Here is a 25,641-nt window from a genome sequence, read left to right on the forward strand (position 1 = left end):
ACCCGCCGCGCTTCACCCAGGAACGTAAGAAGGTGCGCCGCTTGCGTCAAGACGCCTCTGCGCGGGGATCGAGGCGAGCGCCGCGTCAAGGCTGGCGTCGTCGAGATCGACAACCAGAGGCTTGGCGGTCCAAATCAACATTAGGCGCAGGCGCTTTTCCGGCCAGAGCGGAGCCAGAACGGCGCGATAGAGAGCCATTTGCGCGATATAGCGCGCCGGAATGTCAGCCAAGGCGCAGGGCGCGCCGGTCTTATAGTCCGCAATGAGGATTTCGTCCGCCGTTTCGCCGATCCGATCGATCCGGCCCAGGACGTCGACCGAGCCGCCGCGCGGCAACAATGCTGCGCCAGCGACCGCGACCTCGGCTTTTGAGCCCGGCCCAAACAGCGACCCAAGCTCGGGGGCCTCGATGACGCCAAGCGCCGCCGCGATGAGCCCGCTTCGAAGCTTCTCGTCAAGGTCATTGGCTCTCGCTTGAAGAAACGCGTGAGCTGCCTCACGCCGACGGTCTGGCGCAACATCCGGCAAATATTGCAACAGCACATGGGTCAATTCACCGATGCGCAGGGCCTCGCGCCGCGCCGGCATCAGCGATGCGTCGCCCCATTGATCGGCGGCCGCGAGCGCGCTGGATGGCCTCACCGGCGGCGCTGGCTCGCTCTCAGGATCAACGCGGCGCCAAAGCCAGTCCGGCCCTTTCTCCGCAACAGGCGCCGCCGGCTCCGGCGACGGCGCGGCGGGACTTACGGCGTCCTCCCCCGCCGAAATCAGGCGAAGCACGCTTTCGTCCGGGCTCCAAAACGCCGGCGCGGCGACGGCGGCCCTGTCGCTTGCGAGCGTCGCCTGAATCATCGCGGCCCAGCAATTCTCATCGGGCGCGTTGACCCCATGAAAGCCCGCGATATAAAGCCGCTCCTCGGCTCGCGTCAAAGCGACATAGAGAAGACGTCTGTATTCATCTAGGCTGGCCTCGCGCGCAGCATCCCGCGCCTCCGTGATCGCGGGACAATCGGCAGCCTTGCGCGGCGACCAGGCGATCGCCACGGCGCCCGACGATCCCGCGTTGAGGGCGAAAATATTCGGATCATGACGCGGCGAGGGCGCGCCGCAGGTGTCCGGCAGAAACACGATCTTCGCTTCAAGCCCTTTGGCCGCATGAACCGTCATGACGCGCACGACCTCGACGCCGCTTTCCATATCGCGCTTGATCGATCGCTCCATCGCCTCAAATTCGGCGAGGAACCCCGCCAGCGAAGGCGCAGCCTCCGCCTCATGCGCCAAGGCGAGCCGCAAGAACTCGTCGATCGCATCAGTCGCCTCGGGACCCAGGCGGGCCGCCATCGCCCGGCGTCCCCCGTCCTCGTTGAGCAAGCTCGAATAAAATTCAAAAGGGCTTTGCGCTGCGCGCGTCCGCCAAAGATTCACCTTATCCAGCGCTTGCGCATGATGCGCCGCAGGCGCGCCTCTGAGCGCGTCGATGAGGCTGCCGCTTCGCTTTGGCGCAATTGCCAGAAGGTCATCGTCATCAAGGCCGATCAAAGGCGATTTCAGCACTGAAGCGAGAACAAGATCATCCTGCGGAAGCAGCGCCGCGCGCCCGGCCGCGACAAGGTCGAGGACCGCGATATGCCCGGTGAGCTCCAGCCTGTCGGCGCCGGCGACGGGGACCTTGTTTTGTTTTAGAGCGCGGATCACCGCATCGAAAAAAGGCCCGCGCGTTCGAACCAGAATCAAAATATCGCCGGCGCTAATTTTTCGGCGCGTCCCGTCGCGGCTGTCGTGCACGCACTCGCTCGAATCATCGGCGACGAGCTGCGCGATCTTCTGCGCGATCCGTCGCGCGATGAGGCTTGCCGGATTCATCTCGTCCAGAATGTCGAGCGGCAATTTCCAATCGCGCGCATCCTCGCGCGCTTGCGCTCCGATCGATGGCCAGATCTCGATCAGCCCCGGAAGCTTTTGCTTCAAGGCCTCATGCGGCACCCAGACATCATTGTCGATCAGCCCGCTTTGATGCTCGCGCAACTCGAAGACCTTATCGACGGCCTCAAGCACGCCGGGCGCCGACCGGAACGATTGAGTCAGCCGCACATCCGCAAAGGTCTCGGCCCCCGATGTGAATCTGCGCGCAAATTTCCCTCGCATCTCTGCGAACATATGCGGCGCCGCGCCCTGAAACGAGAAGATCGATTGCTTTTCGTCGCCGACCGCAAAGAACGTGCGCGCCGCGGCGCTGCGTCCGGAGCCGACCGCGAAATCTTCCGTCAGCCGCTCGAGAATTTGCCATTGCGCCGCGCTGGTGTCTTGCGCCTCATCGACAAGAATATGATCGATGCCGGCATCGAGCTTGTACAGAACCCAGGCCGCCTCCGAACGTTCAAGCAACCCCAATGTCTTCGCGACGAGATCATCAAAATCGAGAATGCCCCGCACGGCCTTCATCGCTTCATAGCGCCTGAAAATGGCGTCAACCACGGCGACAAGCGCCAGCGTGCGCTCGAGCGTTTCGGCGGATTTTAATTCTCCGCGCAGGGGATCGAGACGCTCTTGTTCGGCGAAGAGCTCGGCGACAATGTCGGGGCGTTGCTTTGCGAGCGTTTGGTTGACGAGCGTTTTGGCTCTTTCGCTTTTTGTCTTAGTGAAGAAGATGGAAAGATAGAATTCAAGGCAGGATTCGAGATCCCCGTCTTCATGATGCGAAGCAGCTTGTCGAAATAGTTTCGCCTTTTTTTGATTGTTGACGCCGCCCTGATCGAAGAAAGCCGCGAGTTCGCTCCAGCGCTCCGGCGGAACGCCGTGCTCGATCATGTCTCGCGTGATCGCAGCGACGCCCCGCCCCGGCGCGAGGCTCAAAGCCTTGCGCAAAAGCGGCTCTGGATCTTGAGGCCACCGCGCGCGCGACATTGCGCGATGACGCAGCGCTTCCTTGATCAAACTCTCGAACGTTCCGCCCGAACATTCATCGGAAACGCGCTGAAGCGCATCGCCGATCGCCAGATGCCCCCCCATCGCCTGAGCGAGAACCTCGCGCCGCGAGTGCTCTAGAAGTTGGGCTTGAGCGAACTCATCAGCGACGTCAAACCGCGCAGGAGCGTTCGCCTCGAATGGAAAAAGATGTAGCAGCTTTTCGCAGAACGCATGGATGGTCTGAATCTTCAGTCCGCCCGGCGTCTCGACCGTCCGCGCGAAAAGTTTGCGCGCCGCGGTTTTTTCCCGTTCGCGCGGTTCGGGCGCGCCGGTCGCGACGATCGCCTTGCGCAGCTCGGCGTCATCGAGCCGCGTCCATTTTGCGAGGGTGTCGAAGACGCGCGTCGCCATATTCGCCGCCGCAGCCTTGGTGAAGGTGAGACACAGGATTTTCGATGGCGCGACGCCCTGCAGCAGAAGCCGCACGACGCGCTGGGCGAGCACATGCGTTTTGCCTGAGCCGGCATGCGCCGAGACCCAGACCGAGGCCGTGGGGTCCGAGGCTTGACGCTGCTTTTCCAGCGTGTGTTGCGGGACATTAAAAAGCGCCATTACGCGTCGCCCTCCGCTTCGCCGCTGATCGACCATTCCTTGACTCGCGCCAGATGATCATAAGGGTTGTGGCTCTTGGCGAATTTAGGAAAGGGACGCGGAGGGTACGGCGTCACGGGATCGCGGAATTGATTGAGCAGTTCAAGCAAAGCCGCAAAATGACGCTCCGCCACATCCATGAAGGTCGCTGTGTTTTTTTCAAAAACAACCGGCTTGATTTCACCGCCCTTCGCGCCGCCGAGTTTCAGATACAGGCCTTCAATCGCTGCGCTCCTGACCTGATCGAAAGCGCAGCGGCTCGCCATCGCCGCCTCCAAGGTAAGTTGCGGCGCAAAGCCGACGAGAATCTCTTTATTGCCCGGCGGGGACCCCGTTTTATAATCGACGAGCGTGACGGTCCCATCGCGCGCAAGGTCGATGCGATCGGCGCGCGCCTTCAAAGTGAACAGCGACCCATCGCCGAGCGTCATGTCGAGCTTGCCGGAGATCTCAGTCTTGATCTCTTTGAGGCCATCGCGGCGATCGGCCTCAAAGCCCAGATAGAAATCGATCATCTTTTCGACTCGCGGCCAGTTGAAGGCGCGAAAATCGGGGTCGTCCAGATTGTCTTTCAGCCCTGCTCGCAGCAGTTCGCGCAGCTCATCGCGAGCCGTCGAAGGCAACGCGCCGGCCGGATGATTCTTGACGAAACTTTCCAGCGCGGCGTGGACTGCGCTGCCGGCCTCCGCCGGACCAGGCGCAGCGCCGATCGGAGGCATCTCGATGAGGCCAAGGATCAATCTTGCATAAAGCGCATAAGGATCGCGCCGCAATGTCTCGATGTCCGTGACGCTCAGGCCTTGGGGGCGCAGCGCAATGGCGGGGCGCGGCATCGGCCGTTTGATCGGCGGCGCGACAGCGTCGGGACGATCGACGATCCGCGCGAGATCCAGGTAAAAATTTCCGCGCGAGACGCAGCCGAGCCAAATCTCGTCGCCAAGCGCCGCCATGCGCTGGATGAATCGCGATGCGACGGTCGGAGCCCCGGCGCGTTTCATCGCACGGCTCAAAATGACGCTGCCGCGTCCCATAGCTTGCGTAAAATCATGCGCCGTCTGGCCGAGTTTGTGCTCCGGCGGCGTGAGGCCGAGAGCCGCGCGCATGGGGCGATTGAGAAAAGCCTCAGTGCGCGCCTGTGGCGGCCACGTCATCTCGTCGAGGCCCCCGAGCAATATCACATCGGCCGCCATCAGACGGGCCTCCAGCAGCCCAAAAATCTTGAGGCGCGGATGCGCGTTTTTGGGACCGCGCAACGTGACCTCGCGCGCGACGGCGGCGAAGAAAAATCCATAGGATTCGGCGTCAAAGCGCATGCCTGCGGTCGCGCTGCGCGAGAGTTCATCAAACAGCTCATCAAGCGCTCGGCGATCCTCGCCTGCGGCTGCGGCGTCATCGCCCGCGATGATCGCCTCAAGCGTGGTTTTATGCGCGAGGACCCAGGCCTTGAGATCATGCTCGCCGCGCAACGCGAGCATCGGCGCGAACGCAGCGCCGATTCGATCGAGAAGATCTTTGAGGCTCTCCCATTCGCTTGGGTCGATCCGCTGCTTGGCCGGATGCGCGAAGCGACCCTTGGCCTCCTCACGCGCCATTCCGATCGCGTGAGGGGAATTGGCGAACAAGCGTTCCGCGCGTTCGCTCGCGGCGAAGCTTGCGCGCAGCACCCCGATTTCAAGCAGCGGCGCAAGGCGCTCGACCTCGGCGCGGGAGGATCCGAGCAGGGCGCCTGGATGGGCGAGCAACGCTTTGAGGCTTTGCGCCGCCAAGCCCGTCGCGACGCAGGCAATTGCGAGCCGCGCCAAAACCCCAGCGGGGCTGGCGCTCAGAGGATCGCCCCCCGAATCATCGACGTCTAGACCCCACCGCCGCAATTCCGCCTGCACGCGCCGGGCTAGCTCGCGATCCGGCGTCACCAAAGCCGCCGTTTGACCGGGAGTCTCCAGCGCGCGCCGCATCGCGATGGCGAGGCAAAGCGCTTCTTCGCGCTCATCGGCGGCTTCAATCAAACAGACGTCCGCCATCGCCGCCTCGAGCAGGGCGCGATCGACGGCCGCCCGATAAGCGATCCAATCGTCGGTCGCATCGGCCGGCCGCAGGGCTTGCGAGATGAATTTTTCGCGCATCGCGAGGATGGGCGTCGGCTCGCTGAGTTCTGCGACCTCGCTGCGCTTGACCTTTAGAACCGAAAGAAGGCGACTGAGCGCGGCCTGAGGATGCGTGAAAGACGCCTCGATGTTTTGATCGGCGTCGCCTTCGATGAAAGCAGAGGCGGCTTCGTCGAGGTTTTGATCGAGGCCGGGCAGCACGACCGCTCCCATCGGCGCCGCGGCGATAGCCGCAAGAAGCCGCGCCGTCGCGCGATTAGAGCCTGTGGAGCCGATGGCGATGACTGGCCCCTTGATGCGTCCCTCGCGCAATTGCGCGCTCTGTTTTTCGATGAGCGCGACCTGACGCCGGGCCTTGTCGACATAGCCCTTCTGCGACAGAATTTTTGGCCATTCCTTAATGGCGATATCAAGAAAATTCAGCGTAATGCGCCAGTAAGGATCGAACTCGGGCAGAACCAGCGGATCGAGTCTATCCCAGGCGACGTCTTCGATGATCAGTTCGTCGATGAGGCTAGCCAACTCCCCGGATAGATGCCAAGCGTCGGCGGCGGTGGCCGCAACGAGAAAGGGCTCCCGCGCGTCGATCTCGTGAGATCCGGCCGCATCGACGCTCACGATCGCGTGGCGCAAAGCTTTCGCCCAGGCAAGGATCAACTCGGCGAGTTGCATCCGCCGGGCGATTTCGCTGGCGGCCAAAGGCAGATCAAGGGCGCCGGCGGCAGCCTCCTCGAACATTAGGCTGGTCTCGGTCTCCTCCAAGGCGCCGAGCGGCAGAATGCGCGGCAACAGCGTCGCGGCGCCCCCGAGAGCGCGCGACAATTCATCGATCAGCGCTCGCGCGGCGCGGCGCGTCGGCACATAGATTGTCGCCTCAGCCAGCGCAAGCGGACCAAGCCGCCGCGAAAATCCCTCGACGACGCGCCCATCGAGAAGAGCCTCAGCGAAGGTTTCCAGGAAAGGCGCGCCAGGCGCGATGGTGAAGATTCTTTTGTGCACGCTGGCCTTTTGCAGGGTCCGGGTCGGGATCAAGAGTGGCGGCCATCATGCGCCCTCTGACTCCGGCATCCTACAAGGCCCCGCTGCCTATCCACAATTTGCGAATTGACCGGTCGAAGCAAGGATTCGGTCAATCCGCAGCCAGCGCGCGTCTATTTGGCTGGAGCCGCTAGGATGCTTTCTTGAGCGGCGGCAGCGGCGCCTGAGCTAAAGGCTCTTCAGCCTGGCGGCGGCGTCCAACGAAAAGCAGATGGGTCGCACGCTCTATGAACGCAGGGTCTTTCGAATAAGCGTCCTCGAGCCGCGCGAGGTAATCGCGGGAGGGGTCATCGACGGGGAGCGCCGGAGGATTCCAGCGAGGGTCAGGCGCAAACCGGCTATGAAACAGATCGAGGCCGCGCAAATCCTCGATGGCGAAGTGATTGGCGAAGCAGTTTTGCAGCTCGAGCGCGCCGAAGAGGTGAAACCTTATTGTAAAATGGCGCCCGTCATAGAGCTCAATCTTGGATTGATCCTGGGCGTGATCGTGTTGGAAACGACGAGCCTTCTCGATCGAATCGACGAAGATCGTCGGCGGGCTGCCGATCGAGCGGACCGTAGTGATGAAATGCCCTCTGGTGACGCGGGCCATCTCCGCGGAAATTTTCGGCAAATCCGCAACCGGCAGATGGCTGAGGACGCTGTAAAGACAGAGAGCGATGTCGATCGACGCGTCGGCTTCCGGCAGAGGGGCGCCAAGATCGCCGACGTCAAAGGTGAGATTGACGCCCGGGAGCGCTGCGATATCGCGGGCGCTGATTCGAGCGGCTTTAATCTGCGCTTCGGCGACATCGAAGCCTCGCGCGGCGACGTTGGCGAAGCCAAGCGCTTTGGCGCGCGTGACGAGACGGCGCAGCCAGGTGCCGGGACCGCAGCCGGCGTCAAGAATGCTGACGGAGGATGCGCCAGTCGCCCGCAACTCGGTCAGCTTCGTTTCAAGGAGAGACCAGAGATACCGATCCGCGAAGGCGTGCGTGCCCTCGAATGAAAACAGGCGATCTGGATCGCCATCGGCATAAGCGACGTAGGAATTGCCCGCGCGATTGTAGATCGTTGCGATATTTCCGTCGTCGGCCGATGGCTCGTCGTGACGATTCTCACGTAGCGTATGCATGCTTCAACCTTATGCGATGGAGAAAGACCCGAATTATGGCTAGCGGGTTCGGCGATGATGGAGAGCGCTTGCACGATGCAGCGAGCATGTTGAGGCCGCCGAACGCGCCCAACCGCTAAGAATGAAATGCAATTGCATCAGATGTTCGCCATAGCTTCCGACGGACTGCGCTGAACTCCGGTCCCGCCGATAAGTCCCGCAGGCGGCAGGGGTGAAAATTTGCAATAGGCTCGTAGGAAATCAAGATGGAAAGCGTTCTATATTTATAAGGAATGCATAAAGAACCTGCGCAATTGCTGCAAGAACCGGCAAAAGCGAGAAATTATTAATCCCACTTGATTGCGTTCCATCGAAATATTGGAGAATATGCGCGCACCGCGAGCTGCGCTGTTTGCAGCGCGGCATCTTTGCGCGCAATCAACCGCGCGAAGGGGTCGGAAGGATCTCAAAAAAATGAAACCAGGCCATAGCCCGCGTCGGGCTATTATCCGCGAATGGATGTCGCTTCCGCAAGACAAGCGGCGAACCGCCGAGCAGGCCGCCGCCTTTGCCGCGAAGGCGACCGAGACACATGAGCTCCGCTTAACCGGCGATCGCTGCCAGCGAGTCATGGCGTGGCTATCGCCCCGCATCGGCAAGGCTTGATTTAAGCATCTGGCGCGAACCAAAGATTGGCCGGCGGAGCTGCGCTCGCAAGCGCGCCTTCGCCGGCTGGCTCGGCTTTTCCCGAAGGCCTCTGAAGACAGACGCCAATCCGCAACCGCCGCCTCAGTTTCGGCGCGCCTTGACGCAGGACGCGCGCCGGCCTACCTGTTGGCCACAAACCCAGGGGATCCCCGACAGGGGGCTGAGGGCTGGCAACGCTTTAGAAAGCGGCCCGGCGACCCTTCGAACCTGATCCAGCTCGCACTGGCGTAGGGATGGTGGCCGTGATCTTTTCCCGCAATCGATTCCCCCTTCTGTCGTCGGCCGCCTCTGCCGGGAGCGTCCGGCCATGACCGCCGCCTTGCGCATAAACATCATCGGCGCCGGCGTTGCGGGCCTCACAACGGCGCTGGAGTTCGCGCGCGCGGGTTGCCGCGTCGAAATCATCGAACGCCGCGAGGGACCAGGTCTTGGTTGCTCTTTCTTTGCAGGCGGCATGCTCGCGCCCTGGTGCGAGGCGGAAAGCGCGGAACAACTCGTCGTCGATCTCGGCATCGAATCGCTGCGCTATTGGACGCAAATTGTGCCTGTCGCCGTCAAGCGCGGCTCGCTGGTGCTGGCGCCCCCACGCGACCGGCCGGAGCTGACGCGCTTTTCCCGCCGCACCAGCGAGTTCGAGCACATCGGCGCAGAAGAAATCGCGGCGCTTGAGCCCGATCTCGCCGGACGGTTCGACGAGGCGCTCTATTTTCCGGGCGAAGCCCATCTCGATCCGCGCGCGGCGATTGCAGCGCTCGCGACGCGCCTCGGCGCAATGGACAATGTCGCGTTGCGTTATGGCATCGATGCGAGCGGCCGCCGCGACGACGCAGATTGGGTCATTGACTGCCGCGGCTTGGAGGCGCGGGACACATTGGCGGATCTTCGCGGCGTCAAAGGCGAAATGCTCGTGCTCGCGACATCCGAGATCAGCCTGGCGCGCCCGGTGCGGCTGATCCATCCGCGCTGCCCGGTCTACATTGTGCCGCGCGGCGACAGGCGCTTCATGATCGGGGCGACGATGATCGAAAACGACGAGCCGGGCCGCATCACCGCGCGGGCAATGCTGGAGCTGCTTGGGGCGGCCTACGCCGTGCATCCGGCTTTCGGCGAGGCGGAGATCGTCGAGACCGGGGCCGGCGTGCGTCCCGCCTTTGCCGACAATCTGCCGCGCATCCGGATCGAGGATCGCGTCATCTACGTTAATGGCCTTTTCCGGCACGGATTTTTGCTGGCCCCCGCTCTGGCTCATCGGGCGGCCAAAATCGCGCTTGAGGGCGCAAGTTTTGCGGAGGTGATGGATGCAAATCCATGTCAACGGCAAACAGCTTGAGGTCGCGGCGACAACGCTTGACGCGCTGCTTCACGAGCTCGACTTCGCGGATTCTCACATCGCGACCGCGCTGAACCAGAATTTCGTGCGCAAGACGGACCGGCCGCAAACCCAGCTGAAAGACGGCGACGCGGTGGAAATTCTCAGCCCGCGTCAGGGTGGCTAAGAATGGAGCCGGAAACGCTCAACCTCTATGGCGTTCAGCTCGCTTCGCGCCTTGTCCTTGGCACAGCGCAATATCCCTCCCCCGCGATTCTGGCGCAAGCGATTGCGGCCGCGAAAGCCGAGATCGTGACGGCGTCGCTGCGGCGCGAATCAGGCGCGGGGCGCGCCGGCGAAAGTTTCTGGGCGCTGATCCGCGAACTTGGCGTGCGCGTGCTGCCCAACACCGCCGGATGCCGCACGGCGAAGGAGGCGGTGACGACGGCGCAGATGGCGCGCGAAGTATTCAATACGTCGTGGATCAAGCTCGAGGTCATCGGCGAGGAAGATACGCTGCAGCCCGATGTCTTTGGCCTCGTCGAGGCTGCCGGAACTTTGAGCCGCGACGGGTTCCAGGTGTTCCCCTACACGACCGAGGATCTGGTGGTCGCAGAAAAGCTTCTCCGCGCTGGCTGCGAGGTTTTGATGCCTTGGGGCGCGCCGATCGGCACCGGGCGCGGCCTCAACAATCCTTATGGATTGCGCACCTTGCGGGCGCATTTTCCTCAGACGCCGTTGATCGTCGATGCAGGCCTCGGCGCGCCATCGCATGCGGCGGCGGCGATGGAGCTTGGCTATGACGCCATCCTGCTCAATACCGCAATCGCCAAGGCCGGCGATCCTGTCGCCATGGCCCGCGCGTTCGCCTTGGCGGTCGAGGCCGGACGGCTCGGCTTTCGCGCCGATCCGATGCAGCCGCGCGATATGGCGGCTCCGTCGACGCCGGTCATCGGGCAGGCTTTTACGGATTTGGCGCGTGCTTGATCCCTTTTATATGATCGTCGACAGCGCCGCGTGGATCGGACGGCTGCTGCCTTGCGGCGTGCGCCTGGTGCAATTGCGCATCAAGGATGCGCCGGACGATGCAGTGCGCGCCGAGATTGTCGCCGCCAAAGCGCTTTGCGAAGGTCACGGCGCGCAGCTCGTCGTCAATGACTATTGGGAAGCGGCGATCGACGCCGGCTGCGATTTCATCCATCTCGGCCAAAGCGATCTCGATACAGCTGATCTTCCCGCCATCCGCCGCGCCGGAATGAAGCTTGGGGTCTCAACCCATGACGAGGCCGAGCTTTCTCGCGCGCTTGAGACGAGGCCGGACTATATCGCGCTGGGGCCGATCTATCCGACGATTTTGAAACAAATGCCGTTCGGGCCGCAAGGCCTGCTGCGTATCGGCGAATGGAAGAAGCGCATCGGCGAAATTCCGCTCGTCGGCATTGGCGGAATCAGCCTGGAGCGCGTGGCGGGGGTGCTAGAGGCCGGGGCCGACAGCGCCGCGGTCGTGACCGACATCACGCTCAACGCCGATCCAGAGCAGCGCACGCGCGATTGGGCGAAAGCTACTCGGGCGTATGCCTAGCGGCAGGCGCCACCGTGGGCTTAATATAAAACCCGAACGCGCAGCTCCGTCTTGAAGTTGTAAACAGGATAGTCCTTGACGATTGGCACGCCGACTTCGAGCGAGACTTGAAGGGTGTTGGTCAACTTCGCGCCGACAAGGGCGTCGAATGGAAGAAACAGCCGACCCGTTTGACCGCTTACTGGAGCGCCGTAATTAATGCGGATGTCATTGCTCGGATAAAACGTCACGAACAGAGGGCCGGGCAAATCGATGTTGAGAGTTGGAGCAATCTGCGGCTCGCTGATTCTCCGCGCGTACGGCGAACCGGCGAAACTGATCGCGTAGCGCATCGCCGGAACGAAGGAGCCGTCAGCCCCTAATTCCGGCAGCAAATATCGGAAGCCAAAGCCAGGCGCGATCTGCCATTTCTCAGACCCAAGGTTCTCCGCCGCCGTCGGGGCGATGAGGCGCGCGCCAAAACCGAAAGCCATGCGTTCATTGATGGCGTGGGAGAGGATTCCTTGAACAAACGCGTCCCCAATTCCTGCATTATATTGCTGGGATGGGGAATCAAACGTCGTTTTCGTCCGGGCGACGAAAGGAACCTGAACCAGAGCGGCGAGCCTCCAGCCATCGTCAAGATTCAGCTTCCTGCTCAGTCGCAGCATCGTCGAGACGCGGTCGGTCCGGGACGCGTCGGTCAATGAGCTTTCAAATCGCGAACGCCATTCGAGACTGTTTTGCGGGCGGGTGATGTCGTGACCATTGTTATCGACATTTGAGTCGGGCGATTCCTCCTGCCCGTTCGCGGATTGGCTGATCGAGGCCTGCTCAGCGCTTCCATCTTGCGAGCCAGCGATCGCTCCCGCCGCCGAAGCGGTCACAATGACGCCGACCAGCCACGCAAGCGTCTGGAAGCGGAGAAGGAGACCGGAACGTTCGCCGTCGAGAGGCATCCGCATCACGCCAGCCTCCGGTTCCGCGGTCGCCGCCGTCTCGTTTTCGCGAGCGTCGCGGCGACGGCGGGCTCGCCTGCACCCCGGCTGACGCCCCCATTCTGGATGGTCCTCGACAAGGACTAACCGGAATCCGGCCGCCCCTCAATAGCGCTCGGCTGCTCCCGCCGTTTCTTCTCGACGTGGCGAAAGCTCCACTCAATCTCAAGACCGTCCTCGGTCACGCCATTGATGACGATTTGCGCGCATGGGCGGGGGCCATCCGGGGCGGCGAAGAATATGCTCTCTTCAATATCGACGCCGCCGCCGGCGGTCTCGAACAACCAGCGCCTGCCATTGGGCAACACGCAAAGCACGGCATGACCGTCTCGCACCCGTTTCAAGCGCACGCTCGGATGGATGTGGAAGCGCACGGCGAAAGGCAGCCGCTCGCTCGACCCAGCCGGCCCGGCGACGCGCAAGCGATCGGCCCCATCGAGCCTCTTGCCATCCTTGCGCAGCATAATGCGTCGCTGATGGATCAGACTGAAGCGGGGCTCATAGCCATTGTGGGCCATGACGAGCGTCGTCGCCGACGATTCGTCGCGACGTTCAACATCGACTTGATCCGGTCCCGAAACGATCGCATCGCCAAACCATTTGCGCAGGCCGGTATGAAAAGCGAAACGGCACGAGGAGGTGTCGTCGATCACAAGCGTCGAATGCGCCGCCGTCATGCGAGCGGATTCGCGCGCCGGGGCGCGATTGGCGTCAGGCGAGCCGCAATTCAGCACCAGCCGTTGCGCGCCAACAGAAAACTCGAAAGAGGCGCAGCCGGCGTGCGCTCGGCTGGAGAAAGCGGGCGGCGGCGGCCGGCCAGCGTCCATGATGAAAATCGCATCCTGCATCTCGATGCGCTGATAGCCCGAGTGCGGCGCGTTGGCGAGCGCGACGGCGCGGATATCGTCATAGGCAATTACGGTCGCGAGCTGTTCGGGCGCGGTGACGCCCATGCCGTTGAACAAGGCGAGCGTCCCATCGCCGTGCCGAAACAAGCGCAGCATAGGCATCATGCGATCAATCGCATTCAGCAGTTGCGCTGGAGGCTGCACGCCGCGCGCGGCGTAGGCTTGCCGCAAAGGCAACAGATCGAGAAGCAAATCGATCAAAGTTTGCGGATTGCGGCTGATATGTCCACCATCGGGCAGGATCTGCCGCTCTATCTCCTCGACGAGCAGCTTCCGGCTCCTTTGCAGAAGTTTTCCGGCGCCCTCCGCGCAAAGGCCAAGCTCTGCCAGCGCTATCGCCACCACAAGGCGCTGCTCGCCAAGAAGGCCTTCCGCCATTTTGCGCTCGAGAAAAACCTGGGTTCGGCCGATTCCTTTCATGAAACGACGGTAGAAAACGCGGTCGGCGCCCAGCAGAATGATCGGCGATTGCGAAAGCCAGGCAAGCAAGCGGCGGGCCGCAACGCGCGGCGCCCAGGCTGGGCTTTGGCTCGGTTTGCCGGACGCCGTCAGAAAATCTTCGACAAGAGCGCGCGCATTGGCTTTGGCGATGGCGGTGTCGGCGGCGCGCAAATGGCGCAGCCAGCTAAAGCTCGACAGCGCTTGCGCCCAGGCCTCCGACCTCGGCTCCAGTTCGAAAGGCGAGCGGCCATGCGCATTAACGATTTGGCCGCCAAACGCAAAATAACCGGCATAAATGTCGGCGGCGAGGGTCGGATCGCTGGTTCTTATATCCTGAGGCGCAATCAGCAGCCGCTCGGGCCGGCGTTGGCGCAAGCCGGAAATTGCGCGCCAGGGCGCGCCGAGACATCGCCAGAGGACAACGCCTCCCCGCGTGGCGAGATGCCCCGCCACACGCAACCGGTCCTTAAGAATCGCGCCGGCCACGAGTCTCGACTCCTTGAGTTTTTGCGGCCGCCAAACATTCCGCGACGCTCAGGCGCGAGACGCTGCCCGCGAGCGAAGACGATCTGCGCTCAGAAGGTTAAGTTATCGCCGAAAATCCTCTCGGCTTTATTAACCACGCCGGATCAACCGTGCAGCAAAAAATCCGTCGAGGCCGGAAAGTCGCGGATCAGACGCTGGAAGTTGCGACGGCAATGTCCGCAACTCCCCATTTTCGTTGATGATATCCGGGATGCCGCCAACTTCCTCGGATTCTATCGGCACGCGCATGACATCGGGGTTGCGGCGAAGCAGGGCGGCGATTTGCATTTCGCCTTCCTCCGGCTCGATCGAACAGGTGGAATAGACGATGAGGCCGCCCGGCCTCACAAGTTCGACCGCCTTGTCGAGCATCCGCGCTTGCGTCGCGGCCAGCGCTGCGATGTCGCTGGGCTTTTTGATCCAGGCAATGTCGGGGTGACGCCGGATGGTTCCGGTCGAGAGACAGGGCGCATCGAGCAGGATCGCATCGAACGGATTGGCCTTGAGACTCACGACGTCGGAGACGATGACGTCAGCGTGAAGGCCCAGCCGTGAAAAATTGGCGGCGAGCCGCTTCAATCGCTCCGCCGAACGGTCGATCGCCGTGACTTCAGCGCCCGCGGCTGCAAGTTGCGCCGCTTTGCCGCCTGGAGCCGCGCAGAAATCAGCCACCCGGACGCCCGGCCCCGCGCGCAGCAGCCGCGCCGGGAGCGCCGCCGCGGCGTCCTGAACCCACCATTCGCCCTCGTCAAAACCGGCGAGTTCCGTGATCGATTCATGGGTCAAAAGGCGCAGCGAGCCGGTCGGCAAAACCACGCCGCCGAGCCGCTCGGCCCAAAGCGCCGGATCGGACTTGACCGTGAGGTCGAGCGTCGGCTCCTCGCGATTGGCGATGGCGATGGCGCGCGCCAACTCCTCGCCATAAAATTTGCGCCAGCGCACCGCCAGCCAAGGCGGCGTATCCTGGTCAAGCGGATCGCTTTCGGCCAAAATTTTATCGCGTCCGCGCGCAAGATTGCGCAGAACGCCGTTAATCACCCCAGCAAAGGGCGCGGTTTTGGCTTCAAGGCGCGTCGCGCGGACGGCGAGATCGACAGCGGCATGGTCAGGCACGTCGAGAAAGAGCAACTGCGCGGCCGCCACGATCAGGGTCCATTCGAGATGAGCCACCTGTCGCGGCAGTCCCTTCTCCAGAAGCCCGCCGAGAGCCGACCGGATGGTGCCGAGCCGGCGTAGCGCGACGGTCACGATCGAACGCGTCAGGGCGATGTCGCGCGCGTCGAGGCCGCCCAGCCGGGCCGGGATCGCGCCGGGCGAGAAACAATCCTCAAGGGAATGGGCTTTGCCGACGATATCGCAAACGATGGCGGCGGCGGCGAGGCGAGCCGGGAGCCCGGGATGTTGCTCGGCCTCGAGTCTTTGAGCTGCTGCTGAGGCGATATGGCCTGGCCGATTGGTCGCAGTTTTAGAATTCCGCCGGTGATCAACCGGCGGGCGCGGCGGTTCCTTCAAATTCAAGCTCCGCAACGAAAGGTTCGGCAGGGATTCGGAGATCGCAAGGCGCGGCGACGAAACATGTGCATTTCTACCATGAATGGTTAAACTTTGCGCGAGCTTTTGTCCTTATCCAAAGGCTCACGAACCTCGTTGACGCCTGAAGGCGATTGCCATGCAACGTTTGTCTGAACCAGAGAACCAGCCGAACGAGAAAGATTCGGCTGCAACGACGCAGGATCCGCGCAGCGCCGCCGGAGGCAAGGCTTTGTCGCCGGAAGCGCAGCGCGCTCTCGCCGAGGCGGAAGAACGTCGCCGCCTTAAAGCGAACCGGGACGAAACGCGACAAAAGGAGCTCAACGGCCGCGATGGTCCCGAGCCAGTGCGCTATGGCGATTGGGAAGTGAAGGGAATCGCAACCGACTTTTGAGGCGTTCTTTCGGAGATTTTACGCTTGAGTAAAACCTCCGTCATCCGCTCAAGCCCGCAATCAGACTTGGCAGATCGAGCGGACGAAACCCGTAATGCCGCAACCAGCGGATATCGGATTCAAAGAATGCTCGCAGGTCGGGCATGCCATATTTCAGCATTGCTATGCGATCGATGCCCATGCCCCAGGCGAAGCCCTGGTAGACGTCGGGGTCAAGACCGCAATTGCGCAAGACATTTGGATGCACCATGCCGCAACCAAGGATTTCAAGCCAATCCTCACCCTCGCCGAATCTGATCTCGCCGTCCCTTCGCGAACATTGAATGTCGACTTCCATCGACGGTTCGGTGAATGGGAAATAGCTCGGCCGGAAGCGCATCTTAACTTCGGCCACCTCGAAGAAAGCCTTGCAGAATTCCTCGAGAATCCACTTCAAATGCCCAAGATTCGCGGAGCGGTCGATGACGAGACCCTCCACCTGATGGAACATTGGCGTATGGGTCTGATCGGAATCGCAGCGATACGTGCGTCCGGGGCAAATCACCCGGATCGGCGGCTTTTGCGTCAACATGGTGCGAACCTGCACCGGACTCGTGTGGGTGCGCAAAACCTTGCGCTTACCCTCGGCGTCGGGATTGAAGAAGAACGTGTCATGCATGTCGCGCGCGGGGTGATCCGGCGGAAAATTCAGCTTGGTGAAATTATAATCGTCGGTCTCGATATCCGGCCCTTCGGCGATCGAAAATCCCATGTCGGCGAAAATCGCCGCCAGTTCATCCATGACCTGCGTGACCGGATGGATGCGGCCGAGCGCAATCCCGTCCGCTCGAGGCGGCAAGGTGACATCCAATGTCTCGGCTTTGAGACGCGCTTCAATGGCGGCTTCCTTCAGGACCGCGCGTCGAGCCGCCAAGGCGGCCGCCACGCTGTCCTTCAGCGCATTGATCGCCGCGCCCTGCGCCTTGCGGTCGTCCGGCCCCATTTTGCCAAGGCCTGAAAGAAGCTCCGAAATCGAGCCTTTTTTGCCAAGGGCCGCAACCCGCACGGCCTCAAGCGAAGCCTCATCGGGCGCGGCTGCGATTTCAGCCAGGATTTGAGTTTCTAGAGCGGTCAGATCGGACATTGTTCAAGGCAACTCGTTTGCGCGCGCAGAGGCGAGCAAGGCTTCTGCCACGCGGGCTGGTCCATGTCGAGGCTGCCGCATAAAGCGCCAAAGGGCGCGGGCCACCGGTCTCGGGCGGATTATTTGCGAATTCGTTTCGTCGCCTCGTTCAGCCACCGCCGCACGGCCGGCTCGACGAGCGGAGCGATTTCCTGCCGGACGCGCGCGTGATAGGCGTTGAGCCAGGCAATTTCCTCCGCGTTGAGGAGCCGGCGTTCGATCAACGCGAGATCGATCGGCGCCAGCGTGATCGTCTCGAAACCAAGCATCTCCCGTTCGCCGCCAGGAATTTCCCGCGGCTCGACGACGACCAAATTCTCGATCCGAATGCCCCAATGTCCGGCATAATAATAGCCGGGCTCATCGGACAGGATCATGCCAGGCTCCAACGCCGTCGCGCCGAGCTTCGATATGCGCTGCGGCCCTTCGTGCACCGACAGATAGGAGCCGACGCCGTGCCCCGTGCCATGATCGAAATCAAGACCAGCCTGCCACAATGGCAGCCGCGCCAAGGCGTCGATTTGCGCGCCCGACGTACCTTTGGGGAACACGGCGCGGGCGATGGCGATATGGCCTTTGAGAACGCGGGTGAAGCGATCGCGCATTTCCGCCGTTGGCCTGCCGACGGCGATGGTGCGCGTGATATCCGTCGTGCCGTCCTCGTACTGGCCGCCTGAATCGATCAGGAAAATGCCTCTGCCTATCCGCGCGTTGGACTTGACCGTCACCCGATAGTGGGGGATTGCGGCGTTCGCCCCGGCCGCAGAAATCGATGGAAACGACACATCCTTCAGCTTGCGCGTTTCGCGCCGGAAGGTTTCGAGCGCCTGCGCCGCATCGATCTCGGATAATTTTCCGCTTGGCGCGTTTTCTGAAAACCAATGCAGAAACCGCGCAACGGCGACGCCATCCCGCTGTTGCGCCTGACGCGCTCCCGCCAACTCCGCGCTGTTTTTGCGCGCCTTCATCAAGGCGATCGGGTCGGTCCCGACATCGGAGACGCCGCCGGACTTTTTTACGATCTCGGTCAGTTTAGCCGGGGCCGTCGCGGCGTCGAACAATATGCGCTTGCCTTGGCGCCCAAGGTCTTCGAGGTCGCGTTCGAGCCGCTGCGGCTCTTCGAGGTCAGCTAGCGCGGAGAGCTTTTGAGGCAGGTCATCACCGATTTTGCGCGCATCCACATAAAGGCGCGGCTTGCCCTCTTTCAAGATCAAGGCATAGGCCAGCGGCAGCGGCGTGTGCGCCACGTCATGGCCGCGAATGTTGAAGACCCAGGCGACCGAATGCGGATCGCTCACCACCAAGGCGTCATTGCCTGCAAGCGAAGACGCGACGCGGGCGAGCTTTTTGGCGGCGGCCTCCCCGGCGTGCTTGCGGGTATGCAGGCTGATCTTGCCAAGCGATGGCGCGGGGCGGTTGGTCCAGATCACATCGACCGGGTTTTGCTCGACGGCGACCAACTCCCCCTCCGCGATTTGGATCGACTTGCTCAGACGTTCGATCTGGCCGGACGTGTGCAGCCAAGGGTCGTAGCCAATGCGGCTCCCCGAGCGGACATGATTTTCGAGCCACTTCGCGGGGCTGATCTCCGCCAAGGCCACAGGCTGGAAGATCCCAACGTCAACTTGATCCTTGACCACAAGACTATAGCGCCCATCGACGAATATTGCGGCCTTATCGCGCAGCACGATGGCGAATCCAGCCGAACCCGTGAAACCGGTCAGCCAAGCGAGCCGCTCTTCAGATGACGCGACATACTCATTTTGGTGCTGGTCCGCGCGTGGGATGACAAAGCCATCAAGACCAAGCCGCTCCAGCTCGAGGCGCAAAGCCGCAACGCGAGCAGCGCTTTGGGACGCATCGGCCTGATCTTCAAAAGATTGAAAAAGACACTCGAACATGAAGCGAGACTAGAGCGAGTTTAGCTCAGCAGCAACCCGTCGCCGCGAATTCAGCCGCGGCGCGCGGCCTCAACTCACAACATCGCCCGGCAGATCTTGGCACGGGTGGCCCGGCAAAACCTTGGCCGGCCAGCGCACATCGAAATCGCGAAGGCGCGCCTCGAGACATTCGACCTGGAGCCGCAGCGCGCAGGCCGCCGAGAAGATAAGCTCAACCTCTCCCGCCGGGGCGCCAGTCTCCTTGAAGCCGATGCTCAGAAGATTGAGGATGAGCGATTTGTCGCGCTGCGAAAACCCCGAACACGAGACCTTCAGAACGCGCTCGAAATGCACTCCGGTTCGGCAGCGCTCCCAGCTTCCCTTCGCGGCCTTTACCCAGTCGAATCTCGCCCCGACAAACGCGAATTGCTTGGGGCCAGGCAAAAAAGCCATATCGCCGACGCTAATCAAGGCGTCCTGCAAATTGGCCGAGATAACCTCAAGGTCCTCGCAATCGAAGGCGACTAATCGAAGCGGCTCCGGCGTCGACGTCCCATTCATCGCAATGCCCCGCGTAAAAGAAACTTGGCGCTGTTCGTCCTCCCTCAATTTAGGATGAGTTTCGGCCGGCGCCAGTGCTAGCCGGGATTTGCAATCCTCTCGATGATGGCGCCGCAGCCGCTGAGCTTATTTTCCAGATGTTCGAAGCCGCGATCGAGGTGATAGACCCTATTGACCATGGTCTCGCCCCGCGCCGCGAGGGCGGCGATGACAAGCGACACCGAAGCGCGCAGATCGGTCGCCATGACGGGAGCGCCCTGGAGTTCGTCGACGCCTTCAACCACGGCGACATCGCCGTCAAGCCGAATATGGGCGCCAAGCCGCGCCAGTTCCTGAACATGCATGAAGCGGTTTTCGAAAATCGTTTCAGTAATTCTGGAGCTGCCCTTGGCCTTGGTCATAAGAGCCATGAACTGGGCCTGCAAATCGGTCGGAAAGCCTGGGAATGGCGTCGTTGTGATATCGACCGGGAACAGCCCCGCGCCATTGCGCTGCACCCGAACCCCCTCGTTAGTGACGGAGACGTTAGCGCCGGCTTGTTCGATGGCGTCGAGGGCGCTTTGCAAGCGGCCCGCCTCGGCGCCTTCCAGCATGACGTCGCCGCCGGCCATGGCGGCGGCGATTGCATAGGTGCCCGCTTCGATGCGGTCCGGCAAGACTTTATGGCTCGCGCCCCCAAGGCTGCCGACGCCCTCGATCTCGACATTGGACTGGCCGGCCCCCTTGATTTTGGCGCCCATCTTTATGAGGCAATCGGCCAGATCGACGATTTCCGGCTCGCGCGCGGCGTTGACCAGCAAAGTGTGACCCTTGGCGAGGGAGGCCGCCATCAGCGCCGTGTGCGTGCCGCCGACCGTCACTTTGGGAAAATGGATCTCCCCCCCGATCAGGCCTTTCTGCGCTTTGGCATGAACATAGCCGGCCTCGATCTCGATACTGGCGCCGAGCTTTTCCAGCGCCATGAGGAGCAAATCGACCGGCCGCGTGCCAATGGCGCAGCCGCCCGGCAGCGACACTTTCGCTTCCCCCATGCGGGCAAGAAGCGGCGCAATCACCCAGAAACTCGCCCGCATTTTCGCGACGAGTTCGTAAGGGGCGGTCGTATCGACGATATTTCGCGCGGTCAGGTGGATCGCGCGGCTCGCATTTGGCGCGGCGCCTGGGCGGCGCCCGTCAATTGAATGATCAACGCCGTGGTGCCCTAGAATGCGCAACAGCATGCCGACGTCGGCGAGGCTCGGGACATTGTCAAGAGTCAACGTCTCCGTGGTGAGGAGCGAGGCGATCATCAGCGGCAACGCCGCGTTTTTGGCGCCGGAAATGCGAATGACGCCATTCAGCGCTTGGCCGCCGACGATGCGAATACGATCCATCAATCCCCCGCTTTCAACTCAATCACATCAATTCCGGTCAACCGAGTCTTTGCCGGATGCGCCGACTGCGGCGGCGCTCGCTCCTTCATCGCCCGCAGCCTTGCGGTCGCGGCTTTGCGCTTTACGCCGACCAAGATTCGCGCGCAGCGCCGCGGCGAGACGCTGGCGTTCCGCATGCTTGCGCACGTTCATTTCGCTGGCGGAGGCATCCGCAGCGTCGCGCCGGTCCGGAGGATCAGCTTGAGAGCATCCCATAACACTTTCCGTAAATGTTTCATGAATTGGAGTATTTCATGAATTGAGCGAAGGCTCGGTGAATCGCGCCAAAGGCCGCGTTTCAGAAAAACTTCTAAAGCGCCGCGTCGGCGGAGACAAGGCTCAGGCTTGCCTATCCGGCGCTCCTATGGCAATACGCCACCCAATTGACCCCCGCTCGTCGAGGGCTGCGGTAGCTCAGTGGTAGAGCACTCCATTGGTAATGGAGAGGTCGACAGTTCAATCCTGTCTCGCAGCACCAGCGTTTTCAATGAGTTAGCGGAAGATTATAAATCCTCTAAATGTTCAATTGAACATGTGAACCAGGAGGAGCAGCGAATATCGCTGCAGCAATCCTCTCTTATTCATTCCGAGGAGCATCAGGAAAGCGCTATCGCTACGCGCTGATTTCGGGCGTGAAGGCTGCCGATCTGCCGGCCGCACCCGGAATGTATATCGTCGCGTTCGGGCGCCCTTCGGACTCCGCGCCGGTTTATGTCGGGGAATCGCAGAACGTCCGCAGCGCTTTCGAGCGATCGCAGCCTTGGCGTAAAGCGCGGGAAATCAGCGAAGAGGCCCTGTTTTTCCTGCGGCTGGACCTGAGCGACCCTGATTAGAGAGCTGGCTCGGCTTGTCTGAACAATGTGTCCGGTTTGATAAGTGGAATCCCTACCAGGTTCAGGCCGCCGCGATCTGCGGCAGCCGGTTGAAATAGGCCTGATCTGGCGTCTGCCGGTCAAGGCTCGAATGGGGTCTGCGAGAATTGTAGAAGCGAAGATAACTGGCGATCGAGGCGCGGGCCTTAATCGCGGCCAAGGCCACCTTCCCCTTGAAGGCCGGAGCGTGGTTCCGGCGGGGTCGTTTGCTCATCGTCTCTCCTGTGCTGCGGCCATTTTGACCGCTCTCAGGCAGAAACTCCACTTATCCTGCTGTCCAGATTTGTAATGCCAGCTCTTAGAGTCCGTTACGCTTGTCATCACTTAGTGCAGCTTCCGCGCACAGGCCTATTGGTGTATCAATCCCATGGCGATGCTGAAGCTCCGAAATGAAACGGGATAACGCGTCCCTTTAGAGAGAGGGAGATTTGTATGAGCTATAAGATTCTTTCTTTGGACGGAGGAGGAACGTGGGCGCTTCTTCAGGCGATGGCGCTCGAGGATCTTTATCAAGGTTGTTCAGGGCATGAAATCTTGAGCAATTTTGATCTCGCCGTCGCTAGGCAGTAGTGACGAATTACCTGAGCATGATAGCAATAGCGGCGAGCAATACGAAGCCTCGGTAGTTTGCGAGGAGCTTGTCGTATCGGGTTGCGACGCGCCGGAACTGCTTCAGTTTATTGAAGAAACGCTCGACGAGATTGCGCTCCTTGTAGAGCGCCTTGTCGTAGGGGAGCGGCGCGCGGCGATTGGATTTTGATGGGATCACCGGCTCAGCCTCACGCATAAGAACAGCCTTGCGCAAGTGATTGGCGTCATAACCTTTATCGGCGATGATCGCATCGGCCGCAAAGCCTTCGATCAGGGCGTGCGCTTTTGTGATGTCGTTGCGCTGCCCAGGTCCGAGAAGGAGCCGAACGGGGTTGCCGAGTGCGTCTGTCGCGGCGTGGATTTTGGTGCTCAAACCACCGCGAGAGCGGCCCAGGCCTTGGGCATCCGCCCCCCTTTGGCGATCCTTGCGCCGGCCGCGTGCTGATGGGCGCGCACGATTGTTGAGTCGATCATCAGCCATTCGAGATCGGCCTCGGCGGTGAATGCCTCAAGAAATCCGTCCAAGGCGCCGCGCTCGATCCAGCGATAGTAGCGGCGTTTCACCGCCTGATGGTCGCCGAAGCGTTCGGGCAGATCGCGCCAGCGGCCGCCCGAGCGGGCCATCCATAACAGCGCGTCGACGAAGCGTCGATTGTCGCAGCGCGGCCCGCGCTGGCCGGCTCTTCCGCCTGGCACAAGATCACAAAGCCGCTCCCATTGATCGTCTCGCAGCGCATCGACATCCCGAATCATCAAGGCTGATCTCCAAAAATCAGCCTTGAATCATGGAAAGATCCTCGCGAGAATCCCTCAAACGCCGAATTCGTCACCACGGCCTAACTCCGGCGGCAGCATTGTCCTTGCTGGTCTCGTTATGAATATGGCCCCAAGGGATATTCGCGAGTTCTTTGAAGACCAAGAAAAGCGAGAATCGATTTTCTACAAAAGGCCGCTTGAGACCCTGTCGTCTGGGATCCCAATTCTTCCCCGTTATATCGCGTCCGAAAAGCGCATCGGCCTGCAAAAGGCGATGGAGTCGTTGGGCGGGAACTTTACTCTTTCGCATTGGCCAAGTCGCCCTGGATGGCCGCGTGGCCCGAGCGGTAGTCGCGTTGGTGTTCTCATCGTGACTTTCGATTATGACCGCCTGCGTGAAGCCATGTTGCGTAGCTATGCGATATCTACGAGCGGCGCACTCCCCGACGAAATCGCTCTTTTCGACGCGGTACATGCATCCACGAATGCGCCCGTCACCTACTTCGACGCGCCAGCCTTGGTCGGCCGGAAACGTTACTGGGACGGCGCGATGGGCGCATATAACAATCCATTAATGGCCGGCGTCGTTGACGCTATATGCCTCGGAGTTCAGCCCAGCGAGATAGAGATCTTGTCACTCGGCACCGGGACGGTTCGATTAATCCCGTCCGACCTCGCCACTGCAGATACTCCTCCTGACCTTACAACAGCAAAGGTAAAGCCAAGCGTGTTGAGCGATATCGCTAGAGCTGCAGGTTGTATCACAGACGATCCCCCGGACGCAGCCACCTACACTGCCCATATCGTCCTCGGAAATGCTCCCGACAAAGTCGGACGAATTGTTCGATTGAGTCCACTTATCCAGCCGGTCAATAGGAACGGCGCTTGGACTTATCCGGACAGTCTGCCCCAACCAATCTTCGACGCACTCTCAGAATTGGGTATGGACGCCTTGGAGGCGGAAGAGGTGAATTTGATTAAGGAATTGGGCGATGCGTGGATCAATCACGGTGCCCAGAATCAACCCCTTCGCATGAACGATGATCTCACATTGGCGCTGGGGGATGGGACCTACGCGATCGGCAAGCAAAGATGGCGAGCTATTGAGCGCGCATGACGGTATTCCCTAGATATAACGCTTTGGGGCCGCTATGGACCCGCGAACATCGCCTGTTCTCTTTTCTGACGACCGAGGCGAACGATGTCGTCCGTCCGATCCACGCCAAGGCCATGCCGGTTATGCTCACGAGGCCAGAGGAATGGGACATTTGGCTCGATGGATCGCTCGACGAAGCGATTGCGCTTCAACGGCCTCTGCCGAACGAAAAGCTGAGGATCGTGGGAACAGGACAAAAGGCCGACGAGCGGGGTGGTCGATTCCAGCGCAAAGCTCATCCTTGATGATTTTCCATTGCGTCGTCGCGAACTCCGTGAAGTCGCCGCGCCCGCAAGCGTAAAACGCTTAACGATTGAATATCGAATTCTTTTAGGCCGCAGAGGCTCCGCCAACCTCATTCCGACGGCGGCTTCGCCGTTTGCCCAGCGCGCGGTCAATCGCAGTCAAGACGAGACCAAGCGCGAAGAACACCCCGAGAAAAACTAGCGCGTTGATGAAAACCCCAGGATAGCCCAATTTGGTGACGTCGATGAACGAATAAGGATAAATGCCAAAGACCGCGCCCCGCGCAATCGTATATACAAAGAAGAGCAGCGGATAAAGCAACCAGAGCGCCGGATCACCCCACGTCAGTCTCCCTTTGGACGTAAAGACTAACCAATATAAGACATAGAGAATCGGAATAGCATCGTGCAAAACACCGTCCGACACGAACTGCATCCCTCGCGACTTCGGCCCCCGCAGCAGCAGCTCAAAGACTACGCCGACCACGATGATATAAACGACCAACGCCGATTGCACTCTTGGGCGCAACAGCAACGTCTCGGCCTGCGGCCGCGCGCAGGCAAGCGTCAGAACCAGCGCGACCAACAGATTGGTTTGGATCGAAAATAAACTGAAGTAATTAACGAGATACGCGGCGATCGATGAATTTTTGGATACCGAATTTGAAAGACCGAGAATGATTTCGACGCCAAGGCCAAACCACGCCATCGCGGCGAGAACGCCCGCGAAGAACCGCTGAATGTCGGACGAAGGCGCGGCTTCAGGTGGCGTCAGCCCTGCAGTAACCATGGTGATCTCCGTTAGAACTAGGTATTATTGCCGCCTAGCCGAATTATG

General features: G+C 61.2%; 21 protein-coding genes, 1 tRNA gene, 2 pseudogenes and 1 riboswitch. Of the genes and pseudogenes, 10 read left to right on the top strand and 14 right to left on the bottom strand.

Features of this window, described 5'->3' with window-relative positions:
• Nucleotides 1–12: 12 nt before the first annotated feature.
• From addA to WDN46_03265, 3 genes are all read right to left on the bottom strand, one after another.
• Nucleotides 13–3,519 carry a double-strand break repair helicase AddA gene (addA, locus tag WDN46_03255; protein MEJ0092465.1) on the bottom strand — a complete coding sequence of 1,169 codons (3,507 nt, stop codon included), beginning with the start codon at nucleotides 3,517–3,519 and terminating at the stop codon, nucleotides 13–15.
• Complete coding sequence (gene addB, locus WDN46_03260) at nucleotides 3,519–6,662, bottom strand: double-strand break repair protein AddB (protein MEJ0092466.1); 3,144 nt, start codon at nucleotides 6,660–6,662, stop codon at nucleotides 3,519–3,521. The genes addA and addB overlap by 1 nt, the downstream gene beginning before the upstream one ends.
• Nucleotides 6,663–6,831: 169 nt before the next feature.
• Nucleotides 6,832–7,815, bottom strand: coding sequence for a class I SAM-dependent methyltransferase (locus tag WDN46_03265; protein ID MEJ0092467.1), 984 nt, complete (start codon nucleotides 7,813–7,815; stop codon nucleotides 6,832–6,834).
• Nucleotides 7,816–8,313: 498 nt separating this feature from the next.
• Between WDN46_03265 and WDN46_03270 the strand changes: the two genes are divergently transcribed.
• The 5 genes from WDN46_03270 (at nucleotide 8,314) to WDN46_03290 (ending at nucleotide 11,393) form a co-directional block, all read left to right on the top strand.
• On the top strand, nucleotides 8,314–8,460 hold the full coding sequence (locus WDN46_03270; protein ID MEJ0092468.1) for a hypothetical protein: 147 nt from the start codon (nucleotides 8,314–8,316) through the stop codon (nucleotides 8,458–8,460).
• Between the two features lie 172 nt (nucleotides 8,461–8,632).
• Nucleotides 8,633–8,753, top strand: a riboswitch (TPP riboswitch).
• A 68-nt stretch (nucleotides 8,754–8,821) separates the two neighbouring features.
• Nucleotides 8,822–9,832 carry a glycine oxidase ThiO gene (gene thiO, locus WDN46_03275; GenBank protein MEJ0092469.1) on the top strand — a complete coding sequence of 337 codons (1,011 nt, stop codon included), beginning with the start codon at nucleotides 8,822–8,824 and terminating at the stop codon, nucleotides 9,830–9,832.
• A complete protein-coding gene (gene thiS, locus WDN46_03280) occupies nucleotides 9,801–9,998 on the top strand; it encodes a sulfur carrier protein ThiS (protein ID MEJ0092470.1) in 198 nt (65 codons plus the stop codon). The genes thiO and thiS overlap by 32 nt, the downstream gene beginning before the upstream one ends.
• Before the next feature lie 2 nt (nucleotides 9,999–10,000).
• Nucleotides 10,001–10,798, top strand: coding sequence for a thiazole synthase (locus WDN46_03285; protein MEJ0092471.1), 798 nt, complete (start codon nucleotides 10,001–10,003; stop codon nucleotides 10,796–10,798).
• Between the two features lie 10 nt (nucleotides 10,799–10,808).
• A complete protein-coding gene (locus WDN46_03290; protein MEJ0092472.1) occupies nucleotides 10,809–11,393 on the top strand; it encodes a thiamine phosphate synthase in 585 nt (194 codons plus the stop codon).
• A gap of 20 nt (nucleotides 11,394–11,413) precedes the next feature.
• Here the strand turns inward: WDN46_03290 and WDN46_03295 are convergent, their stop codons facing one another.
• The 3 genes from WDN46_03295 to WDN46_03305 all read right to left on the bottom strand — a co-directional run bounded on the left by WDN46_03295 (nucleotide 11,414) and on the right by WDN46_03305 (nucleotide 15,684).
• Nucleotides 11,414–12,337 (bottom strand): transporter, encoded by a 924-nt coding sequence (locus WDN46_03295; protein MEJ0092473.1) that lies wholly within the window; start codon nucleotides 12,335–12,337, stop codon nucleotides 11,414–11,416.
• Nucleotides 12,338–12,453: 116 nt separating this feature from the next.
• Nucleotides 12,454–14,205 (bottom strand): heparinase II/III family protein, encoded by a 1,752-nt coding sequence (locus tag WDN46_03300; protein MEJ0092474.1) that lies wholly within the window; start codon nucleotides 14,203–14,205, stop codon nucleotides 12,454–12,456.
• Between the two features lie 129 nt (nucleotides 14,206–14,334).
• Nucleotides 14,335–15,684 (bottom strand): transcription antitermination factor NusB, encoded by a 1,350-nt coding sequence (locus WDN46_03305; GenBank protein ID MEJ0092475.1) that lies wholly within the window; start codon nucleotides 15,682–15,684, stop codon nucleotides 14,335–14,337.
• Nucleotides 15,685–15,913: 229 nt separating this feature from the next.
• On the opposite strand from WDN46_03305, the gene WDN46_03310 reads away from it, so the two are divergent.
• A complete protein-coding gene (locus tag WDN46_03310) occupies nucleotides 15,914–16,168 on the top strand; it encodes a DUF1674 domain-containing protein (protein MEJ0092476.1) in 255 nt (84 codons plus the stop codon).
• A 40-nt stretch (nucleotides 16,169–16,208) separates the two neighbouring features.
• Here the strand turns inward: WDN46_03310 and pheS are convergent, their stop codons facing one another.
• From pheS to WDN46_03335, 5 genes are all read right to left on the bottom strand, one after another.
• Complete coding sequence (gene pheS / locus WDN46_03315; protein ID MEJ0092477.1) at nucleotides 16,209–17,291, bottom strand: phenylalanine--tRNA ligase subunit alpha; 1,083 nt, start codon at nucleotides 17,289–17,291, stop codon at nucleotides 16,209–16,211.
• Between the two features lie 119 nt (nucleotides 17,292–17,410).
• Nucleotides 17,411–19,231: an aminopeptidase P family protein gene (locus WDN46_03320; GenBank protein MEJ0092478.1), complete on the bottom strand. Its 1,821-nt coding sequence runs from the start codon at nucleotides 19,229–19,231 to the stop codon at nucleotides 17,411–17,413.
• 69 nt (nucleotides 19,232–19,300) lie between these two features.
• Complete coding sequence (locus WDN46_03325; protein MEJ0092479.1) at nucleotides 19,301–19,819, bottom strand: DUF2948 family protein; 519 nt, start codon at nucleotides 19,817–19,819, stop codon at nucleotides 19,301–19,303.
• Between the two features lie 29 nt (nucleotides 19,820–19,848).
• Nucleotides 19,849–21,144 carry a UDP-N-acetylglucosamine 1-carboxyvinyltransferase gene (gene murA, locus WDN46_03330; protein MEJ0092480.1) on the bottom strand — a complete coding sequence of 432 codons (1,296 nt, stop codon included), beginning with the start codon at nucleotides 21,142–21,144 and terminating at the stop codon, nucleotides 19,849–19,851.
• Between the two features lie 27 nt (nucleotides 21,145–21,171).
• Nucleotides 21,172–21,399 carry a hypothetical protein gene (locus WDN46_03335; GenBank protein MEJ0092481.1) on the bottom strand — a complete coding sequence of 76 codons (228 nt, stop codon included), beginning with the start codon at nucleotides 21,397–21,399 and terminating at the stop codon, nucleotides 21,172–21,174.
• Between the two features lie 187 nt (nucleotides 21,400–21,586).
• Here WDN46_03335 and WDN46_03340 point away from each other — a divergent pair.
• Nucleotides 21,587–21,661, top strand: a tRNA-Thr gene (locus WDN46_03340).
• Between the two features lie 154 nt (nucleotides 21,662–21,815).
• A complete protein-coding gene (locus WDN46_03345) occupies nucleotides 21,816–22,016 on the top strand; it encodes a hypothetical protein (protein MEJ0092482.1) in 201 nt (66 codons plus the stop codon).
• Between the two features lie 61 nt (nucleotides 22,017–22,077).
• Here WDN46_03345 and WDN46_03350 read toward each other — a convergent pair.
• Nucleotides 22,078–22,203 (bottom strand): annotated as a pseudogene (locus tag WDN46_03350) (integrase core domain-containing protein).
• 429 nt (nucleotides 22,204–22,632) lie between these two features.
• Nucleotides 22,633–23,399, bottom strand: a pseudogene (locus WDN46_03355) (IS5 family transposase).
• A 121-nt stretch (nucleotides 23,400–23,520) separates the two neighbouring features.
• Here WDN46_03355 and WDN46_03360 point away from each other — a divergent pair.
• Entirely contained in the window at nucleotides 23,521–24,519 is a 999-nt protein-coding gene (locus WDN46_03360) for a hypothetical protein (GenBank protein MEJ0092483.1), read from the top strand.
• The gene (locus WDN46_03365) at nucleotides 24,516–24,803 is read left to right on the top strand and encodes an SOS response-associated peptidase family protein (GenBank protein MEJ0092484.1); all 288 of its coding nucleotides are present in this window, start codon (nucleotides 24,516–24,518) and stop codon (nucleotides 24,801–24,803) included. Before WDN46_03360 ends, WDN46_03365 begins: the two co-directional genes overlap by 4 nt.
• 85 nt (nucleotides 24,804–24,888) lie before the next feature.
• Here WDN46_03365 and WDN46_03370 read toward each other — a convergent pair whose 3' ends face one another.
• On the bottom strand, nucleotides 24,889–25,593 hold the full coding sequence (locus WDN46_03370) for a Pr6Pr family membrane protein (GenBank protein MEJ0092485.1): 705 nt from the start codon (nucleotides 25,591–25,593) through the stop codon (nucleotides 24,889–24,891).
• Between the last annotated feature and the right edge of the window lie 48 nt (nucleotides 25,594–25,641).

The organism is Methylocella sp. (genome assembly GCA_037200525.1).
Lineage (GTDB): Bacteria > Pseudomonadota > Alphaproteobacteria > Rhizobiales > Beijerinckiaceae > Methylocapsa.

Excerpts from the sequence above, each read along its gene's own strand:
- addA (MEJ0092465.1), bottom strand. The coding sequence starts at position 3,519 with ATGGCGCTTTTTAATGTCCCGCAACACACGCTGGAAAAGCAGCGTCAA.
- WDN46_03265 (MEJ0092467.1), bottom strand. The coding sequence starts at position 7,815 with ATGCATACGCTACGTGAGAATCGTCACGACGAGCCATCGGCCGACGAC.
- WDN46_03270 (MEJ0092468.1), top strand. The coding sequence starts at position 8,314 with ATGTCGCTTCCGCAAGACAAGCGGCGAACCGCCGAGCAGGCCGCCGCC.
- thiS (MEJ0092470.1), top strand. The coding sequence starts at position 9,801 with ATGCAAATCCATGTCAACGGCAAACAGCTTGAGGTCGCGGCGACAACG.
- WDN46_03285 (MEJ0092471.1), top strand. The coding sequence starts at position 10,001 with ATGGAGCCGGAAACGCTCAACCTCTATGGCGTTCAGCTCGCTTCGCGC.
- WDN46_03290 (MEJ0092472.1), top strand. The coding sequence starts at position 10,809 with ATGATCGTCGACAGCGCCGCGTGGATCGGACGGCTGCTGCCTTGCGGC.
- WDN46_03295 (MEJ0092473.1), bottom strand. The coding sequence starts at position 12,337 with ATGCGGATGCCTCTCGACGGCGAACGTTCCGGTCTCCTTCTCCGCTTC.
- WDN46_03310 (MEJ0092476.1), top strand. The coding sequence starts at position 15,914 with ATGCAACGTTTGTCTGAACCAGAGAACCAGCCGAACGAGAAAGATTCG.
- pheS (MEJ0092477.1), bottom strand. The coding sequence starts at position 17,291 with ATGTCCGATCTGACCGCTCTAGAAACTCAAATCCTGGCTGAAATCGCA.
- WDN46_03320 (MEJ0092478.1), bottom strand. The coding sequence starts at position 19,231 with ATGTTCGAGTGTCTTTTTCAATCTTTTGAAGATCAGGCCGATGCGTCC.
- murA (MEJ0092480.1), bottom strand. The coding sequence starts at position 21,144 with ATGGATCGTATTCGCATCGTCGGCGGCCAAGCGCTGAATGGCGTCATT.
- WDN46_03335 (MEJ0092481.1), bottom strand. The coding sequence starts at position 21,399 with ATGGGATGCTCTCAAGCTGATCCTCCGGACCGGCGCGACGCTGCGGAT.
- WDN46_03360 (MEJ0092483.1), top strand. The coding sequence starts at position 23,521 with ATGAATATGGCCCCAAGGGATATTCGCGAGTTCTTTGAAGACCAAGAA.
- WDN46_03365 (MEJ0092484.1), top strand. The coding sequence starts at position 24,516 with ATGACGGTATTCCCTAGATATAACGCTTTGGGGCCGCTATGGACCCGC.
- WDN46_03370 (MEJ0092485.1), bottom strand. The coding sequence starts at position 25,593 with ATGGTTACTGCAGGGCTGACGCCACCTGAAGCCGCGCCTTCGTCCGAC.